At 56.3% G+C, this 15857-nt stretch carries 17 protein-coding genes; 7 read left to right on the top strand and 10 right to left on the bottom strand.

Annotation, left to right across the window (positions count from 1 at the left end):
* Positions 1 to 29: 29 nt before the first annotated feature.
* Positions 30 to 1679, bottom strand: coding sequence for a methyl-accepting chemotaxis protein (locus HB664_RS05490; protein WP_045888470.1), 1650 nt, complete (start codon positions 1677 to 1679; stop codon positions 30 to 32).
* A gap of 244 nt (positions 1680 to 1923) precedes the next feature.
* Here HB664_RS05490 and ytfE point away from each other — a divergent pair, with 244 nt between their 5' ends.
* Entirely contained in the window at positions 1924 to 2586 is a 663-nt protein-coding gene (gene ytfE, locus HB664_RS05485) for an iron-sulfur cluster repair protein YtfE (RefSeq protein WP_219940448.1), read from the top strand.
* Positions 2587 to 2682: 96 nt separating this feature from the next.
* Here ytfE and cycA read toward each other — a convergent pair whose 3' ends face one another.
* Both cycA and fklB read right to left on the bottom strand, forming a co-directional pair.
* A complete protein-coding gene (gene cycA / locus HB664_RS05480) occupies positions 2683 to 4092 on the bottom strand; it encodes a D-serine/D-alanine/glycine transporter (protein ID WP_048977313.1) in 1410 nt (469 codons plus the stop codon).
* A gap of 311 nt (positions 4093 to 4403) precedes the next feature.
* Entirely contained in the window at positions 4404 to 5024 is a 621-nt protein-coding gene (gene fklB, locus HB664_RS05475) for an FKBP-type peptidyl-prolyl cis-trans isomerase (protein WP_008502892.1), read from the bottom strand.
* Between the two features lie 233 nt (positions 5025 to 5257).
* Between fklB and HB664_RS05470 the strand changes: the two genes are divergently transcribed.
* Complete coding sequence (locus HB664_RS05470; protein ID WP_045402269.1) at positions 5258 to 5902, top strand: OapA family protein; 645 nt, start codon at positions 5258 to 5260, stop codon at positions 5900 to 5902.
* A 76-nt stretch (positions 5903 to 5978) separates the two neighbouring features.
* Here the strand turns inward: HB664_RS05470 and rplI are convergent, their stop codons facing one another.
* From rplI to rpsF, 4 genes are read right to left on the bottom strand one after another with little or no spacing between them, the layout of a single operon-like run.
* Positions 5979 to 6428, bottom strand: coding sequence for a 50S ribosomal protein L9 (gene rplI, locus HB664_RS05465; protein WP_023310148.1), 450 nt, complete (start codon positions 6426 to 6428; stop codon positions 5979 to 5981).
* 41 nt (positions 6429 to 6469) lie between these two features.
* Entirely contained in the window at positions 6470 to 6697 is a 228-nt protein-coding gene (gene rpsR / locus HB664_RS05460) for a 30S ribosomal protein S18 (protein ID WP_000135199.1), read from the bottom strand.
* A 4-nt stretch (positions 6698 to 6701) separates the two neighbouring features.
* Entirely contained in the window at positions 6702 to 7016 is a 315-nt protein-coding gene (gene priB, locus HB664_RS05455; protein ID WP_008502895.1) for a primosomal replication protein N, read from the bottom strand.
* 6 nt (positions 7017 to 7022) lie between these two features.
* A complete protein-coding gene (rpsF, locus tag HB664_RS05450; RefSeq protein ID WP_014068637.1) occupies positions 7023 to 7418 on the bottom strand; it encodes a 30S ribosomal protein S6 in 396 nt (131 codons plus the stop codon).
* 341 nt (positions 7419 to 7759) lie between these two features.
* Between rpsF and yjfY the strand changes: the two genes are divergently transcribed.
* Complete coding sequence (yjfY, locus tag HB664_RS05445; protein ID WP_010427445.1) at positions 7760 to 8035, top strand: DUF1471 family protein YjfY; 276 nt, start codon at positions 7760 to 7762, stop codon at positions 8033 to 8035.
* 168 nt (positions 8036 to 8203) lie between these two features.
* Here yjfY and yjfP read toward each other — a convergent pair whose 3' ends face one another.
* Complete coding sequence (gene yjfP, locus HB664_RS05440) at positions 8204 to 8926, bottom strand: esterase (RefSeq protein ID WP_219940447.1); 723 nt, start codon at positions 8924 to 8926, stop codon at positions 8204 to 8206.
* Between the two features lie 137 nt (positions 8927 to 9063).
* On the opposite strand from yjfP, the gene bsmA reads away from it, so the two are divergent.
* The 3 genes from bsmA to HB664_RS05425 all read left to right on the top strand — a co-directional run bounded on the left by bsmA (position 9064) and on the right by HB664_RS05425 (position 11921).
* A complete protein-coding gene (bsmA, locus tag HB664_RS05435; RefSeq protein WP_219940446.1) occupies positions 9064 to 9393 on the top strand; it encodes a biofilm peroxide resistance protein BsmA in 330 nt (109 codons plus the stop codon).
* A 136-nt stretch (positions 9394 to 9529) separates the two neighbouring features.
* Positions 9530 to 9817: a DUF1471 family protease activator YjfN gene (gene yjfN / locus HB664_RS05430; RefSeq protein WP_032665074.1), complete on the top strand. Its 288-nt coding sequence runs from the start codon at positions 9530 to 9532 to the stop codon at positions 9815 to 9817.
* 172 nt (positions 9818 to 9989) lie between these two features.
* Positions 9990 to 11921 carry a methyl-accepting chemotaxis protein gene (locus HB664_RS05425; RefSeq protein ID WP_219940445.1) on the top strand — a complete coding sequence of 644 codons (1932 nt, stop codon included), beginning with the start codon at positions 9990 to 9992 and terminating at the stop codon, positions 11919 to 11921.
* Here HB664_RS05425 and HB664_RS05420 read toward each other — a convergent pair.
* Complete coding sequence (locus HB664_RS05420) at positions 11918 to 13540, bottom strand: isovaleryl-CoA dehydrogenase (RefSeq protein WP_219940444.1); 1623 nt, start codon at positions 13538 to 13540, stop codon at positions 11918 to 11920. The two genes, HB664_RS05425 and HB664_RS05420, sit on opposite strands and share 4 nt — an antisense overlap.
* Before the next feature lie 193 nt (positions 13541 to 13733).
* Here HB664_RS05420 and HB664_RS05415 point away from each other — a divergent pair, with 193 nt between their 5' ends.
* Complete coding sequence (locus HB664_RS05415; RefSeq protein ID WP_219940443.1) at positions 13734 to 15008, top strand: MFS transporter; 1275 nt, start codon at positions 13734 to 13736, stop codon at positions 15006 to 15008.
* A gap of 72 nt (positions 15009 to 15080) precedes the next feature.
* Here HB664_RS05415 and rlmB read toward each other — a convergent pair whose 3' ends face one another.
* Positions 15081 to 15815, bottom strand: a complete 735-nt coding sequence (rlmB, locus tag HB664_RS05410) for a 23S rRNA (guanosine(2251)-2'-O)-methyltransferase RlmB (protein WP_033144466.1) — start codon at positions 15813 to 15815, stop codon at positions 15081 to 15083.
* Between the last annotated feature and the right edge of the window lie 42 nt (positions 15816 to 15857).

Genomic DNA, 15857 nt, shown 5'->3' with positions numbered 1-15857 from the left:
GTAAGGCGTAGCCGCCACCGGGCAAGCCCTTAAAACGTTTCCCAGTTCCCTTCAGACGCCGCCGCTACGGGCTGCGCTTTAGGTACATAGGTTTTCACCGGCGCCGCTTTGACCGCCTGGTTGCGGGTGATTTTGAACACCGCCACCGCTTCGTTCAGGCGGGCAGCCTGATCTTCCAGCGCCGCCGCCGCGGCCGCAGATTCCTCTACCAGCGATGCGTTCTGCTGGGTCACGCGGTCCATCTCGGCTACCGCCTGGCCCACCTGGTCAATACCGCGGCTCTGCTCGTCAGAGGCCGAGGCAATTTCACCCATGATGTCGGTGACGCGGGTGACCGCATTAACGATCTCTGCCATCGTCTCCCCGGCTTCGTTGACCAGCTGGGAGCCCGCGTTCACGCGCTCGCCGGAATCATCGATCAGCGCTTTGATCTCTTTCGCCGCCTGGGCGCTGCGCTGTGCGAGAGTACGGACCTCCCCTGCTACCACCGCAAAACCACGGCCCTGCTCGCCCGCGCGCGCCGCTTCAACCGCCGCGTTCAGCGCCAGAATGTTAGTCTGGAAGGCAATACCGTCGATCACGTTAGTAATTTGCGCGATTTTACTGGAACTGGTGGCGATTTCGTCCATTGTACGCACCACGCCTTCCACCACGTTACCGCCCTTCTTCGCCGTTGAGGAGGCGTCCAGCGCCAGACGGGAAGCCTGACGCGCGTTATCGGCGTTCTGCTTCACGGTTGCCGTCAGCTGTTCCATGCTGGCTGCCGTCTCTTCCAGAGACGCGGCCTGCTGCTCGGTACGGGAAGAGAGGTCGTTGCTGCCGGCAGAAATTTCACCGGCACCGGTGTAGATGGTATCCGCACCTTCACGCACCACGCCCACGGTGTTCGCCAGCGAGGTCTGCATCTCCTGAACGTTGCGCGCCAGGATAGCCATTTCGTTCTTACCTTCAGCCTGAATCGGCTGGGTTAAATCTCCCGCCGCAATGGCGCGAATATGGTTAATCACCTCTTCCAGAGGCAGCAGCAGCACGCGGCGCATGGCTACCCAGCTGGAGATAATCACCACAATCACCAGCAGCATAACCGCAGAGAGGATCCACAGGATGCGCCTGTAGTCGCTTTCATTGTCCTGGATGCCTTTATCGGTAAGCGTTGCCTGCGCTTCACGCCATTCACGGTAAACCGCCTGCATTGCGGTCTGCTTTTGCTCCGCGTTCTGCTTGAACATGTCTTCCAGATTGCCCTGGCTCAGCAGGACGTTCATTTGCGTCAGCGTTGAGGAGTAAATGCGGTACTGCTCTTCCAGACGCTTGGCCAGGTTCTCGTCCAGCCCCGGCGTATTTGGCAGGGCATAGTATTTATCGTAATGGACCTGCGCATCGGCGAGCAGATTTTTCGCCGTGTTGACCAGCTCATTGAGCTGCCCACCGTTAATCTGAGAGGCCATGCTGCTTTGCAGACGCAGCATCCCGCGGTTCAGCGTCACGCGCGCCTGGTTCAGGCTGATCCACGCATCGGTAAACTCCGCCACGTTCTTGCTGGAGAGCTGCGACACGGTGAAGTTGTCTTTATCGTTATTCAGCGCGTTGATAAAGATACCCGCGGAAATCACTTGCATGATGCCGAGCACAAGCAGCACCGAAATCAGAAGGGTAATGACTTTTATACGTTTAAACATGCGTTGCCTTTGTTATATGCAGGTTTGTCTGACGTGGATATATCGGCAGGCGCGGCGGGTTGTTTACTGTTTCTACACCTTTAAAAAGTTTCTAAACCACTTTCCTAAGTCCATTCAGAGAGTTAAACGGGGTATTTTTTTGTGATCTGCATCCCACTTTCCCCCTTCCCTCTAAAGGGTTATAGCGCTGGCTTAAAGATGCATTTAATATACATCTTATATTATTGATGACGAGGTAACTGCTATGGCCTTTCGCGACCAACCCCTTGGCGAGCTGGCGCTCTCCATTCCTCGCGCTTCTGCGCTGTTTCGGAAATACGATATGGATTACTGCTGTGGCGGTAAGCAAACCCTGGCGCGTGCGGCCTCACGCAAGGAGCTGGACGTTGAGGTGATTGAAGCAGAGCTGGCGCAGCTGGCCGCGCAGCCCGTCGACAAAGACTGGCGAACCGCCTCGCTCGCTGAAATCATCGACCATATCATCGTGCGATACCATGACCGTCACCGTGAACAGCTGCCGGAACTGATCCTGCAGGCGACCAAAGTTGAGCGCGTACATGCCGACAAACCTTCCGTACCGCGCGGTCTGGCGAAATACCTGACCCTGCTGCACGAAGAGCTTTCCAGCCACATGATGAAAGAAGAGCAGATCCTCTTCCCGATGATTAAACAGGGAATGGGAAGCCAGGCGATGGGGCCTATCAGCGTGATGGAAAGCGAACACGATGACGCGGGTGAACTGCTGGAAGTAATCAAACACACCACCCACAACGTCACGCCGCCGCCAGAAGCGTGCACAACGTGGAAAGCGATGTACAACAGCATTAACGAGATGATTGACGACCTGATGGAACACATCAGTCTTGAGAACAACGTTCTGTTCCCGCGGGCATTAGCTGGGGAATAAAAAAGGCCGCTGCGGCCTGATGCCCTCACCCCGGCCCTCTCCCACGGGGAGAGGGTGCAAAAACTAAAAACGGCAACCGAAGTTGCCGTTTTGCTTTTACCTTACGCCTGCCATACGTTTCTTACCGATAAACACCCAGCCCAGCCCCAGCGCGATAAACCACAGCGGCGTGACGATGAGTGCCTGACGGGTATCATCTTCCAGCGTCAGCAGAACCAGCACGAAGACGAAGAACGCCATGCACACCCAGCACATCAGCTTGCCCAGCGGCATCTTGTAGATCGATTTTTCATGCAGGTGCGGGCGCTGCTTGCGGTACACCAGGTATGAACAGAGGATGATGGTCCAGACGAACATAAACAGGATCGCAGAGACCGTGGTAATCATGGTGAACGCGCCAATCACGCTTGGGTTCACGTAGAGCATCACCACGCCGCCCAGCAGGCACATGCAGGAGAAGGTCAACCCTTTTGCCGGTACCGCGCGCTTGGACAGCTTGGCGAACGCGCTCGGCGCCACGCCTTCCTGCGCCAGACCAAACAGCATACGGCTGGTGGAGAACACGCCGCTGTTCGCGGAAGACGCCGCAGAGGTCAACACCACGAAGTTAATCAGGCTCGCGGCAGCAGGCAGGCCTACCAGCACGAACAGCTCAACGAACGGGCTCTTGGTTGGCACCACGGAGCTCCACGGCGTCACGGACATAATGACGATCAGCGCGAAGACGTAGAACATGATGATACGCAGCGGAATAGAGTTAATCGCGCGCGGGAGAGACTTCTCGGGATCTTTGGTCTCCGCTGCCGTCGTGCCCACCAGCTCAATGCCCACGAAAGCAAAAACCGCGATCTGGAAGCCGGCAAAGAAGCCGCTAATGCCTTTCGGGAACCAGCCGCCGTCATTCCACAGATGGGTAAACGACGCCTGAACGCCCGTTGGCGACTGGAAGTGGGTGAGCACCATCACCAGACCCACGACGATAAGCCCGACAATCGCCACGATTTTGATCATCGCGAACCAGAACTCCATCTCACCGAACATTTTAACGGTGGCGAGGTTAAGGCTCAGCAGCAGAACAATGACCGCCAGCGAGGCGACCCAGTCCGACAGCCCCGGGAACCAGAACTGCGCGTAGGCGGTAATCGCCACGACGTCCGCCATACCGGTGACGACCCAGCAGAACCAGTAGGTCCAGCCGGTGAAATAGCCCGCCCACGGCCCGAGCAGGTCAGAAGCGAAGTCGCTAAAGGATTTGTATTCGAGGTTCGAGAGCAGCAGTTCACCCATTGCACGCATCACGAAGAACAGCATAAAACCGATGATCATATAAACGAATATGATCGACGGCCCGGCGAGACTGATGGTTTTGCCTGACCCCATAAACAGCCCGGTACCGATGGCACCCCCAATCGCAATGAGCTGAATATGACGGTTTGTGAGATTGCGCCGTAGCGACTGTTCAGACGACGCCTCTTCGTCGGCGACGACTTTGACCTGATCTACCATGTGATATTTTCCTGTTTATGCCTGTCTGTGTTGTTAAGGCTCTTCTGGCCTTTAAATACGTCAAAAGATGACGTTCCCTTGTAAGGGCTAATCGATATTAGGTAAGAATCGGCGGGATGAATACTATGATTTAGATATTATGTTAATAATATGTTGAAAGTGAGTGTCATATCACTCATACAGCGCGAAACAGCTCACAAAAATACACGCAACAGTTTCGTTTGCAAGATAAAATGTTGATAGCACCGTAACTATAGGTTTTTACACTATTTTCCTCTCCCCTACCGGGGAGAGGAAATAAGAAAATTCGATTACAGAATTTCCAGCAGCTCGACTTCAAAGACCAGGGTGCTGAATGGCGGGATGGACGCGCCAGCGCCGCGCTCGCCATAGGCCAGGTTATGCGGGATAGTCAGTTCCCATTTGGAACCGACCGGCATCAGGGTCAGAGCTTCGATCCAGCCTGCGATCACGCCGTTGACCGGGAATTCAGCCGGTTCGCCGCGCGCCACGGAGCTGTCGAACACGGTACCGTCGATCAGTTTACCGGTGTAATGCACGCGAACGTGGTCGGTACGCGCCGGGATTGCGCCGTCGCCCTGATTGATCACGCGGAACTGCAGACCGGATTCGGTGCTGTTCACGCCTTCACGCTCGCGGTTCTCTTCCAGATATTTCACACCTTCGGCTGCCATCTCTTCGAAGCGCGCGCGACGCACGGCGTCAGCACGTTCGTGGATTTCACGCAGCGCACGGTGCACAACGTCTACCGGAACGGCAGGCTGTTTGCCTTCCAGCGCGTCAGCGATACCCGCCACCAGCGCTTCAGGTAACAGACCTTCCAGGCCGGATTCGCTCAGCTGCTGTCCTACCTGCAAGCCGATACCGTAACTTGCCTGCGCTTCGATAGTGTCAAAAGTGGGGGTGGTCATGGGTTTTCCTTCCATCACATTTAAAGTAGCGGGCAGCATATCAGCCATGCCCTTATGGGTAAAACTTTGTCTGAAGTTAAGGTGACAAACCGCGACGAAACAGAAACAATAGAGATAACCAGGATTAATCCCGAACTGATGTCACGGATGTCGGGTTTACTACGCCGTTCAGGCAGTTAGCAAACTATACTTCGGGGCACAGGATAAAAAATACGCGGAGCAGGAGGAGTGCCATGCCCGGGCGATTTGAACTGAAACCTACCCTGGCGAAAATCTGGCAGGCGCCGGACAATTTTCGCATCATGGACCCGCTGCCTCCTCTGCATCGCAGAGGGATCATCATTGGCGCGCTGATGGTGATCGTGGGCTTCCTGCTTCCTTCCGGGGGCGATGATGTCGATACCGCACCCGTCACCCGCAATGCTCAGCTGGACATTCAGTCGCAGACGCGGCCGCAGCCTGACGCACAGCCGATGCAAACGCAGCTTGTGACCCCGTCTAACGATCCGGGTCAGGTCGCGCCGGTTGAGCCAGAACCTATTCAGGATGAACAGCCGCAGGATCAAGCCGCCGCCCCGTCTCAGCCTCAGACGCAACAGCCTACCGGTATTGAGCAACAGTGGCGTTCTTATCGCGTAGAGCCGGGCAAAACGCTGGCACAGCTGTTCCGCGACCACAATCTGCCGCCAACCGACGTGTATGCCATGGCGAAGGTGGAAGGTGCGGGTAAACCGCTCAGTAATCTGCAGAATGGACAGATGGTACAGGTTCGCCAGAATGCCAGCGGGGTGGTGACAGGGTTAACGATTGATACGGGAAATGGACAACAGGTGCTGTTTACCCGCCAGCCAGACGGCAGTTTTATCAGGGCGCGTTAAGGCCCGGATCTGCCGGATCTGTAAAAAGCAAAACGCCGGCACAAGGCCGGCGTTTCAACGTGAGCAGAGTAAAAAATTACTCAGCTACAACGTTAACAACCAGTTTAGCGAACACTTCGCTGTGAACCTGGAAGTCAACTTCGTGCTCACCAGTGGTACGCAGAACGCCGTTCGGCAGACGAACTTCGCTCTTAGCCACTTTAACGCCTGCTGCAGAAACTGCATCAGCGATATCGCGGGTACCGATGGAACCGAACAGTTTACCTTCGTCGCCAGATTTAGACGCGATGGTAACGGTGCCCAGTGCGTTGATTGCTTCAGCGCGAGCGTTAGCAGCCGCCAGAACGTCAGCCAGTTTGGCTTCCAGTTCAGCGCGACGTGCTTCGAAAAACTCTACGTTTTTCTTGGTAGCTGGAACAGCTTTACCCTGTGGAACCAGGAAGTTACGTGCGTAACCCGCTTTAACGTTAACCTGATCACCCAGGCTGCCCAGGTTTGCTACTTTATCAAGCAGAATAACTTGCATTACCTTATCCTCTTAAAGTCGTATTAATGGACCGTGCCCGATTACTGATGACGATCAGTGTACGGCAGCAGGGACAGGTAGCGAGCGCGTTTGATAGCGCGAGCCAGCTGACGCTGGTATTTTGCACGAGTACCGGTGATACGGCTTGGGACAATCTTACCGCTTTCGGTGATGTAGTTTTTCAGCGTTGCGATATCTTTATAGTCGATCTCTTGAACGCCTTCCGCGGTGAAACGGCAGAACTTGCGACGACGGAAATAACGTGCCATATGGCTAGTCTCCAGAATCTATCAAATCAATCTGCTCGGCATGCAGAACCATTTTGCTCAGGCCGTTCTTTGCCTTGTGGCAAGAGATGAACCCCTGAACGATTACTGCGCTACCGACCGTTAAACTGTGAGTAATGGCCTGGTTTTCGTGTCCGCTAATAATAACGGGCATTTGGCACCACGCCTGCCGGTGAAACCCGGCTTCCTCTTGCACAGAACGATGCTCAAGCACGAACTGGCAATGCGGAATTCCTGATGGACTGACCTTTCGAAGGGGAGCCCTGCATACGATGCCGGACAACGCCAGACGGTTGGTCATCAGAAATTACTCTTCAGAATCCCCAGCATCAGAATCATCTGCGGTTTCGTTTGCGAAATCATCGCGACGCTCACGGCGCTCGTCTTTCGCTTTAACCATCGGAGATGCTTCGGTAACTGCGTTTTTGGTACGCATAACCATGCTGCGGATAACGGCATCGTTGAAGCGGAAGGTAGTTTCCAGCTCATCGATCACTTCCTGCGGCGCTTCAACGTTCATCAGAACGTAGTGTGCTTTGTGCAGTTTGTTGATCGGGTAAGCCAGCTGACGGCGGCCCCAGTCTTCCAGACGGTGGATCGTACCTTCTGCACCAGTGATGGCAGCAGAGTAACGCTCGATCATACCCGGAACCTGTTCGCTCTGGTCAGGATGGACCATAAAAACGATTTCGTAATGACGCATCGAATTGCTCCTTACGGATTATTCAGCCTCCTGTCTGGGTCAGCCGAGGCCCGGGGAGGCAAGGAACGTGTTAAAGGTCGGCTGAAAAATTGACGCGTCATAATACTTGCGCGCCCCTGGAAACTCAAGCTGATTGCACAAATAATTCGCACAAAGCGCGAAGCGGGTCTAAGTGGGTGATTTAAAATTGGTCACACCCGGAAGCGTTGTTTTTTTGAACAACTGCATCAGAAATGGTCACGCATCCCCGCCGGATGAGTGATTACACTTTAATCAGAGATCGCCTGAATTAAAGAAGGAGCATCCCCCCTCTCGCAGCACGTAGTCGTGGAGCGCATATCATGAAAAAAATCGCATTAGCCATAATGGCGGCGCTTTTGCTCAGTGCAAACGCGATGGCAGCCATCAAGATAGACAGCCGACAGGCCAGAAACATGGATGATGTGCAAAGCTTGGGCGTAATTTACATCAATCATAATTTCGCCACGGAAAGTGAAGCAGATCAGGCATTAAACGAAGAAACCGATGCGCAGGGCGCAACCTATTATCACGTGATGTTAACCCGTGAGCCCGGCAGCAACGGCAACATGCACGCCAGTGCAGATATTTACCGATAACGCTTTAACGCTAGCACCAGGAAAGCCAACAACGAGAACATAGCCATAGTTGACGTTGCCCCCTGCCCGGGGGCTTTTTTTTGTGAATAGCTCCGGAATACTCCCGGTAAAAGAGCCCCCTGAGATCATCCACAAGCGGGAAGATCAGGGCGTCAAAGTCCTGCGCGTTTAAAGGTGCTGGCGGAAAAATGCCACCGTAGCGTCCAGCGCCGTTGGCGTGATGCGGTGGCGGACGCCCGGTTCCCACAGGCAGGTCAGATTACCGTCCAGCCCTTCATTGATTAACGCCTGCTGCAGACGGAAGGTTCCCTCGGGCGGGACCACATCATCCGCGTCACCGTGCCACAGCAGCAGCGGGCGATCGGCCACGCGCGGCAATGCCCGGGTCACTTCCCACTCTGCCAGCGTCGCGGTCATTTCCGTTAAATCCTGAGGGGGAAAGAGGGTCTTCGCCAGCGAAGTAAAGTAGCCCGAGCCCATCAGACAGGCGACAGACTTCACTTCAGGATGATGCGTCATAATCCCCAGCGCCGTCATACCGCCCATCGATGCCCCGGCTACCGCCAGACGATTGTCGGCCACCAGCCCTGCCTCATAAAGCGCATCGCGCAGCCCGGAAAACTCGGTCAGACTCCCGTGCAGAATGTGCCAGAACTGCCCCAGCCGCGCCTGTTCATTACCCGTAAAGCGTGCGCCGTGGTCGGGTGCATCTGGCATCACCACGCGAAAACCCGCCTGCGCCAGCGCTACCGCAAAATAACTGTAAACCAGCTTCGATGAGGTAAACCCATGATAAAAAACCACAACAGGCAGCGGTTTATCACGTTTACCCACCGGCATCGCGTGTAAAATTTCATGGTCGCCGAGGTGGCGTATTTCAATTTCAATCATTGTCGACCCTGTGCGAATCTATGATTCATAATGTTGAGAACTGGGTTACGCTTTCGCGTCATTTTCATTCGAAATATACGTCCCAGATAACACTTCGGGAACATTCCCCCAAAACTAAATTCACAGCCAACTACACTATGGCTATCAGGAAACGAGATATGGTTATGCGCAGGTTTGCTGCTTTATTGCTGGTGTTTCTGCTGAGTGGCTGTAGCGCGCTGCAGGGAACGCCGCAACCCGCTCCACCGGTCGCCGATCGTCCACAGGAGATTCGTCGTAATCAGACGGAAGGATTACAACGAATGGGCACCATCTCCGCGCTGGTTCGCGGCTCTCCGGATGACGCAGAATCGGCAATAAAAGCACAGGCCGTCGCCGCCAAAGCAGATTATTACGTCATCATTATGATCGACGAAACCATCATAACAGGACAGTGGTATTCACAGGCCATTTTGTACCGCAAATAATGGTTTTCCTTTGAACGAGATTTACACTGCTTTGCGTCCATAGACATTTTCCTGTCCACAATAAACTCCACGCCCGCATCAATGGAAGGGAGTTTATTAGCGAAGGATTGCCCGGCGGATACCGGATATATGTGAAATGGAGCTGACGATGAAACGAACTCTTGCTTTGACCTCACTGTTGCTCTCAGCAGGCCTGCTGAGCACCACCGCGCAGTCAGCAGAATTCGCCAGTGCTGATTGTGTGACTGGCCTGAATGAAATTGGCCAGATCTCCGTGAATAATATCTCGGGGAGCCCGCAAGACGTTGAACGTGTCGTGGCATTAAAGGCCGATGAGCAGGGTGCTTCATGGTATCGCATCATCCAGATGCAGGAAGATAACCATATCGATCGCTGGCGGGTACAGGCCATTCTCTACGTGTAAACTCCCTCCTGATAAAAGCCACTTACTTTTAGTGGCTTTTCGTTTTTGCAAATTTTTTATCTTATATAAAACCAATAAAGAACAATTAAATAACATTTTGTTACATTAAAACAGTAAACGTAATCCCCGCTCTGCCGTTGAAGAACCATAACTTTTCAATAATGAGCAATTTATGATCAACTTTTTCCGCCGTGCGGGCCTGGGGTCGAAACTCTCGCTGCTAACTGGCGTCAGTGTCGCCACGCTGTTTCTGCTATTCACTTTTCTGCTCAGCCAAAAAGCCAGCCAGCAGCTTGAAGCCCTTGCGGTCGAAGATCTGCATAATCAGTCCACCGGCATGGTCGACATGGTGCAGATGTTCAACACTAGCCTGAGTGAAGAGGTTGAGAGCTATACCCGTCTGTTTACCACCTTTTTACCGCAGCCCCTGAACATTGATAATTCCCAACGCCAGACGATTAACGGACTTAGCGTTCCGCTTCTGAAAGGCGGAGACACCGGGCTGCATGAAAATAACACCCTTTCGGACGAGTTCCTGAACCGTACGGGAGCCATTTCGACGCTGTTTGTACGCAGCGGTAACGACTTTGTGCGCGTAGCCACTTCCCTGCGCAAAGAGAATGGCGATCGGGCAATGGGTACCGTTCTGGATAACGCCAGCCCGGCCTTTGCTGCCGTCAACAAAGGTGAAGTCTACCGCGGCCTGGCGCTGCTTTTCGGCAAACGCTACATCACCCAGTACCAGCCCGTTAAAAACGCCGAAGGGCAGGTCATTGCGATCGTCTTTGTCGGGGTGGACATCACCCACTCCTGGAACGTCATGCGAGAGAAAATCCTCAACCGCCGCCTGGGCGAGAGCGGTCACTTCTTCGTGCTGGATCGCAGCAACGGCAAAACGCGCGGGCAATACCTGTTCCACGCCAGCGAAGAGGGAAAACTGCCGCAGTGGGACGGCGCGACGCAGCAACAGCTTCTGAGTGACAAACCCGGCACGCTGGAGCGTACAAGCGACGACGGCCGGACGCTGAAAATGGCCTATACCCCGCTGCCGGGCTGGAACTGGACTATCGTGGGCGAAGTGGATAAATCGGTGCTGCTCTCAAGCGTTACCGCCATGCGCGATCGCTTCCTGCTGGCCGGCGTAGTCTTGTCCATCCTTTTTGCTGGCCTGTTTGTGGTCATTATTCGCCGCGTGCTGACCCGACCGCTGCGCAACGTGATCCATATTGCCCGTCAATATGCCGCAGGGGATCTCCGTTCCAGCCTGCCCGTGACGCGTCAGGACGAAGTCGGCCAGCTGATCGATGCCATCAACGGCATCGGCGGCGGCCTGCAAAAAATTGTCCTGCAGGTCCGTGAGGCCGCAGGCGAGATCCATTTGGGCACCAACGCGCTGGCCGCCGACACTGGCGAGATTTCAGAGCAGATCAACAAGCAGGCCAGCAGCGTGGAGGAGACGTCCGCCAGCATGGAGCAGCTGGCCGCCACCGTGCAGCAAAATGCCGCCAACATGGAGCAAACGCAGCAGCTGGTGGGTGAAACCTCGCTCGCGGTCCATCAGGGCGGTGAGACGGTCACCCATGCGGTGTCGACCATGGACGACATTCGCGAAGCGTCAAAACGCATCGAAGACATCACGCGCGTGATCGAATCCATCGCTTTCCAGACCAATATTCTGGCGCTGAACGCGGCAGTGGAAGCGGCCCGCGCAGGCGAGCACGGAAAAGGGTTTGCGGTAGTCGCGCAGGAAGTTCGCGCGCTGGCGGGTCGCAGCGCTAACGCGGTGAAGGAGATTGAACAGCTGATTGGCGATACGCTCAGAAAAGTGAGTGAGGGTCATGCGCTGTCTGAACGGACGCGCCTGGCGATGGACGACATCATCATTCATATCGATAACATCAGCCAGCTGGTCACCGAGATTAACCATGCCTCACGCGAGCAGTCCGCCGGGATCGGCCAGGTGAACCTTGCCATGACCCATATTGGCGAAGCGTCGCATATCAATGCCGATCGCATCTCACGCAGCGAACAAACCGCTCAAACGCTGCGCGAGAAGGGTTCACACCTGACCCAGCTGGTGAGCCTGTTCCAGCTAAAAGGCTAACCAACTCTGCCCGTCGCACGCAGCAGCAGGTCGCTTTGCACCTGCTCGCTCATCAGCGTGCCGCCACGGGTATCCAGCATCATACGGCACCACGCCTGCGCCACCGGGGGCGATGCGTGCCGCAGCATCTGGCTTCCGGCACCCAGCAAGAAAAGCTGCTGCGCGATCTCCCGCCCCTGCGCCTCCTGCGGTTTACGCAGTTTTTGCTGAAGCTGTCGCCAGCTGCGGTCGAAGTGTCTGTCCTGCCCTTTCACCTGCGCAAACTCATCGGCAAGCAGGTCGTGAATACCCGGCTGCTTCGCCAGCACGCGCAGAACGTCCAGGCACATAATATTTCCTGACCCTTCCCAGATGCTGTTCACCGGCATCTCGCGGTACAGGCGGGGAAGTTCGCTCTCTTCGCAATATCCATTCCCACCCAGCACCTCCATCGCCTCAGCCACAAACGGGATGCCTGCTTTACAGACGCTAAATTTCGCCGCCGGGGTAAACAGCCGCGCCCAGGCGGCCTCTTGCGGATCGGCACGCTTGTCCCACGCCCGGGCCAGGCGGAACAGCAGCGCCGTTTGCCCCTCCAGCACCAGCGCCATCCGGCTTAATACCTCGCGCATTAAAGGCTGATCGATGAGGTTTTTGCCGAAGGTCTGACGCTGGTGGGCATGGTACAGCGCCACCGAGAGCGCCCGACGCATCAGTCCGTGGCTGCCCAGCGCGCAGTCAAAGCGCGTCAGACCGCCCATTTTGAGGATCTGCCGTACCCCTTCGCCCTCTTCCCCCAGCAGCCAGCCGGAGGCATCGAGAAACTCCGCCTCGCTGCTGGCGTTGGAACGGTTACCGAGCTTGTCCTTAAGGCGCTCCAGACGCACGGCGTTGCGCTGTCCGTCAGGCAAAAAGCGCGGCACAAAAAAGCAGGATAGCCCGCCCTTCGCCTGGGCCAGCACCAGGTGCGCATCGCTTTGCGGGACGGAGAAAAACCATTTATGCCCCACCAGCCTGTAGCTGCCGTCGCTGCATTTTTCCGCTTTGGTGGTGTTGCTGAGCACGTCCGAGCCGCCCTGCTTTTCCGTCATCCCCATGCCAATCAGCAGGCCGCGCTTTTGCGCGCCAGGGGCAAGGTGCGGATCATAGCGATCGCTGAGCAGCGGCGTCAGCCAGTCGTGAAATGCTTTGGGGAGCGCCTGCTGCAACAGCGGCGTGGCGGCAAACGTCATGGTGACCGGGCAAAGCGTGCCTGCCTCTACCTGAGCATGAAGCACAAAGCGTGCGGCCCGAGCGACAAACGCCCCTTTACGCGCCTCCTCTTCCCACGCCAGGTTATGCACGCGGTTGGCGCAAAGCCCCTGCATCAGCAAGTGCCATGCCGGATGAAAACGCACGTCGTCCAGCCGCTCCCCGGTGGCGTCATAGCGTAGTAACTCCGGAGGATTAACGTTTGCCAGCCGGCCCAGCTCCAGAGACTCCGCGGTGCCCAACTGCTGCCCGATGCTGGCGAGCAGCTCAAAATCCCACTCGGCTCCTTCACGCGCGACCGCATCGCGCAGGGCGCAGTCCGAGAGGAAAAGGTTGCTATTGGAAAGCGGTGCAGGTTGATTGAAAACGGTATGGGTCTGCCAGTGCATGCTGTCTCCCTCCTTCAGTGGCAATGACGATAAGTATGGACAGACCGCGCGCACGCTGCATGGGAGGGGAGTCACACGTTCACGATCCCGCTGATATCATTCGTGAAATAGCTCACAGAATATAAGAATAAACTATTTCATGACTTCGCTTTTATTGAATAATTTATTCTTACCCCTTTCAGTGAGGATCGTTATGCAACCGGATGCGCACAAGCGAGCATTAATTGCAGGCTCCATTGGTAACTTTATCGAGTGGTATGAGTTTGCGGTCTACGGTTTTCTGGCGACCGTCATTGCGAAAAACTTCTTCCAGCTTGAAGGAGAGGCGGGGCTGACCAGCCTGATCCTCACCTACGCCTCGTTTGCCATCGCCTTCTTCTTCCGCCCGCTGGGTGCGGTGGTGTTTGGCCGCATCGGCGACCGGATTGGCCGTAAACCGACGCTAATCATCGTGCTGGTGCTGATGACGCTCGCTACCGCCGCCATCGGCATTGTGCCGGTCTACGCCAGCATCGGGATTGCCGCGCCGCTGATTATTACGCTGCTGCGCATCCTGCAGGGGCTGTTCGCGGGCGGCGAGTACGGCGGTGCGGTCTCGCTGATGACGGAGTTCGCCCCGCGCGGCAAGCGTGGGCTCTATGGCGCGTGGCAGTCCTTTACCGTGGCGCTGGGGCTGCTGGCGGGCGCAGGCATCGTGGCGCTGCTCTCCACCCTTCTCACGCCTGAAGCCATGCACGACTGGGGCTGGCGCATTCCGTTCTTCCTGGCGCTGCCCATGGGCGTTGTGGCGCTGTGGCTTCGCGTCAGTATGGAAGAGACACCGAGCTTTGTGCAGCAGCAGGATAAACCGGCTGTCGCTCAGGCGGATACTGCCGCCACGCTCCGGGCCATCGTGATGGGAATCGGGCGCGTCATGGTCTGGTCTGCGGCGGGGTATACCTACCTGGTGATTATGCCGACCTATCTTCAGTCGGCGCTGCACACCGGGTTCAACCAGGCGCTGTTGATAGCGGTGATTTCAAATATTGGTTTTGCACTCACCATCATTCCGTCGGGGATCCTGAGCGACCGGATCGGCCGCCGCACGGTGATGATTCTCGCCACCGCGCTGCTGCTGATCCTCGCCCTGCCGCTGCTGAAAATCCTGCAGGCGGAGTCGAGTACGCTGGCGGTGAAGGCTGTTGTGGTGCTGATTGCGGGCGGTCTGGTGGGCATGCTGGCGGGTCCGGGCCCGGCGATGCTATCTGAGATGTTCCCGACGCGCGTGCGCTATACGGGGCTGGGGCTGGCCTACTCGTTGTCGAACGCGATTTTCTCGGGATGCGCAGGGTTAATTATTACCGGGCTGATTAAGCAGACGGGCAACCTGGATATTCCGGCGTATTACGTGATGGCGACGGCGGTAGTGAGTATTTTCGCGCTGATGACGCTGAGGAAGGACGACCATTTGCGGTCACTGGAGGAGTGAGGTTGTCACCGTCAGGTGCCCTCGGGGAGAGGGAGAAAACACAAAAGGCCGTCCTGTGGACGGCCTTGCTGTTTATTCTCCCCGCTGACGCACCGCTTCAAACAGGCAGATGCCCGTCGCAACGGAAACGTTCAGGGACGACACGCTGCCCGCCATCGGGATGCCGATCAGCTCGTCGCAGTGCTCGCGGGTCAGACGACGCATGCCTTCGCCTTCCGCACCCATCACCAGCGCCAGACGGCCGGTCATTTTGCTCTGGTACAGAGTATGATCCGCTTCACCGGCGGTACCGACGATCCAGATGTTCTCTTCCTGCAGCAGACGCATAGTGCGCGCCAGGTTGGTCACGCGGATCAGCGGAACGTTTTCCGCCGCGCCGCAGGCCACCTTCTTCGCCGTCGCGTTCAGCTGCGCGGAGCGATCTTTCGGCACGATCACCGCGTGCACGCCCGCCGCATCGGCGCTGCGCAGGCACGCCCCGAGGTTGTGCGGATCGGTAACGCCGTCGAGGATCAGGAAGAACGGGTTATCCAGCTCGGCAATCAGATCAGGCAGATCGTTTTCCTGATACTGACGACCCGGCTTCACGCGGGCAATGATCCCCTGGTGGACCGCGCCTTCGCTTTTCTCATCCAGGAACTGGCGGTTCGCCAGCTGAATCACCACGCCCTGCGCTTCCAGCGCGTGGATCAGCGGCATCAGACGCTTATCTTCACGCCCTTTCAGAATAAACACTTCCTGAAAACGCTCCGGTGCGCGCTCGAGAAGGGCCTGCACCGCGTGGATGCCGTAAATCATTTCACTCATTGATGGTTCTCGTAATAAGTATTTTCCCTCCCCCCGCTGGGG

The sequence above is a fragment of the Enterobacter sp. DNB-S2 genome (assembly GCF_019443845.1).
GTDB lineage: Bacteria > Pseudomonadota > Gammaproteobacteria > Enterobacterales > Enterobacteriaceae > Enterobacter > Enterobacter asburiae_B.
The sequence above is the reverse complement of the archived record's forward strand: the minus strand, read 5'-3'. Positions and strand labels throughout refer to the sequence as shown.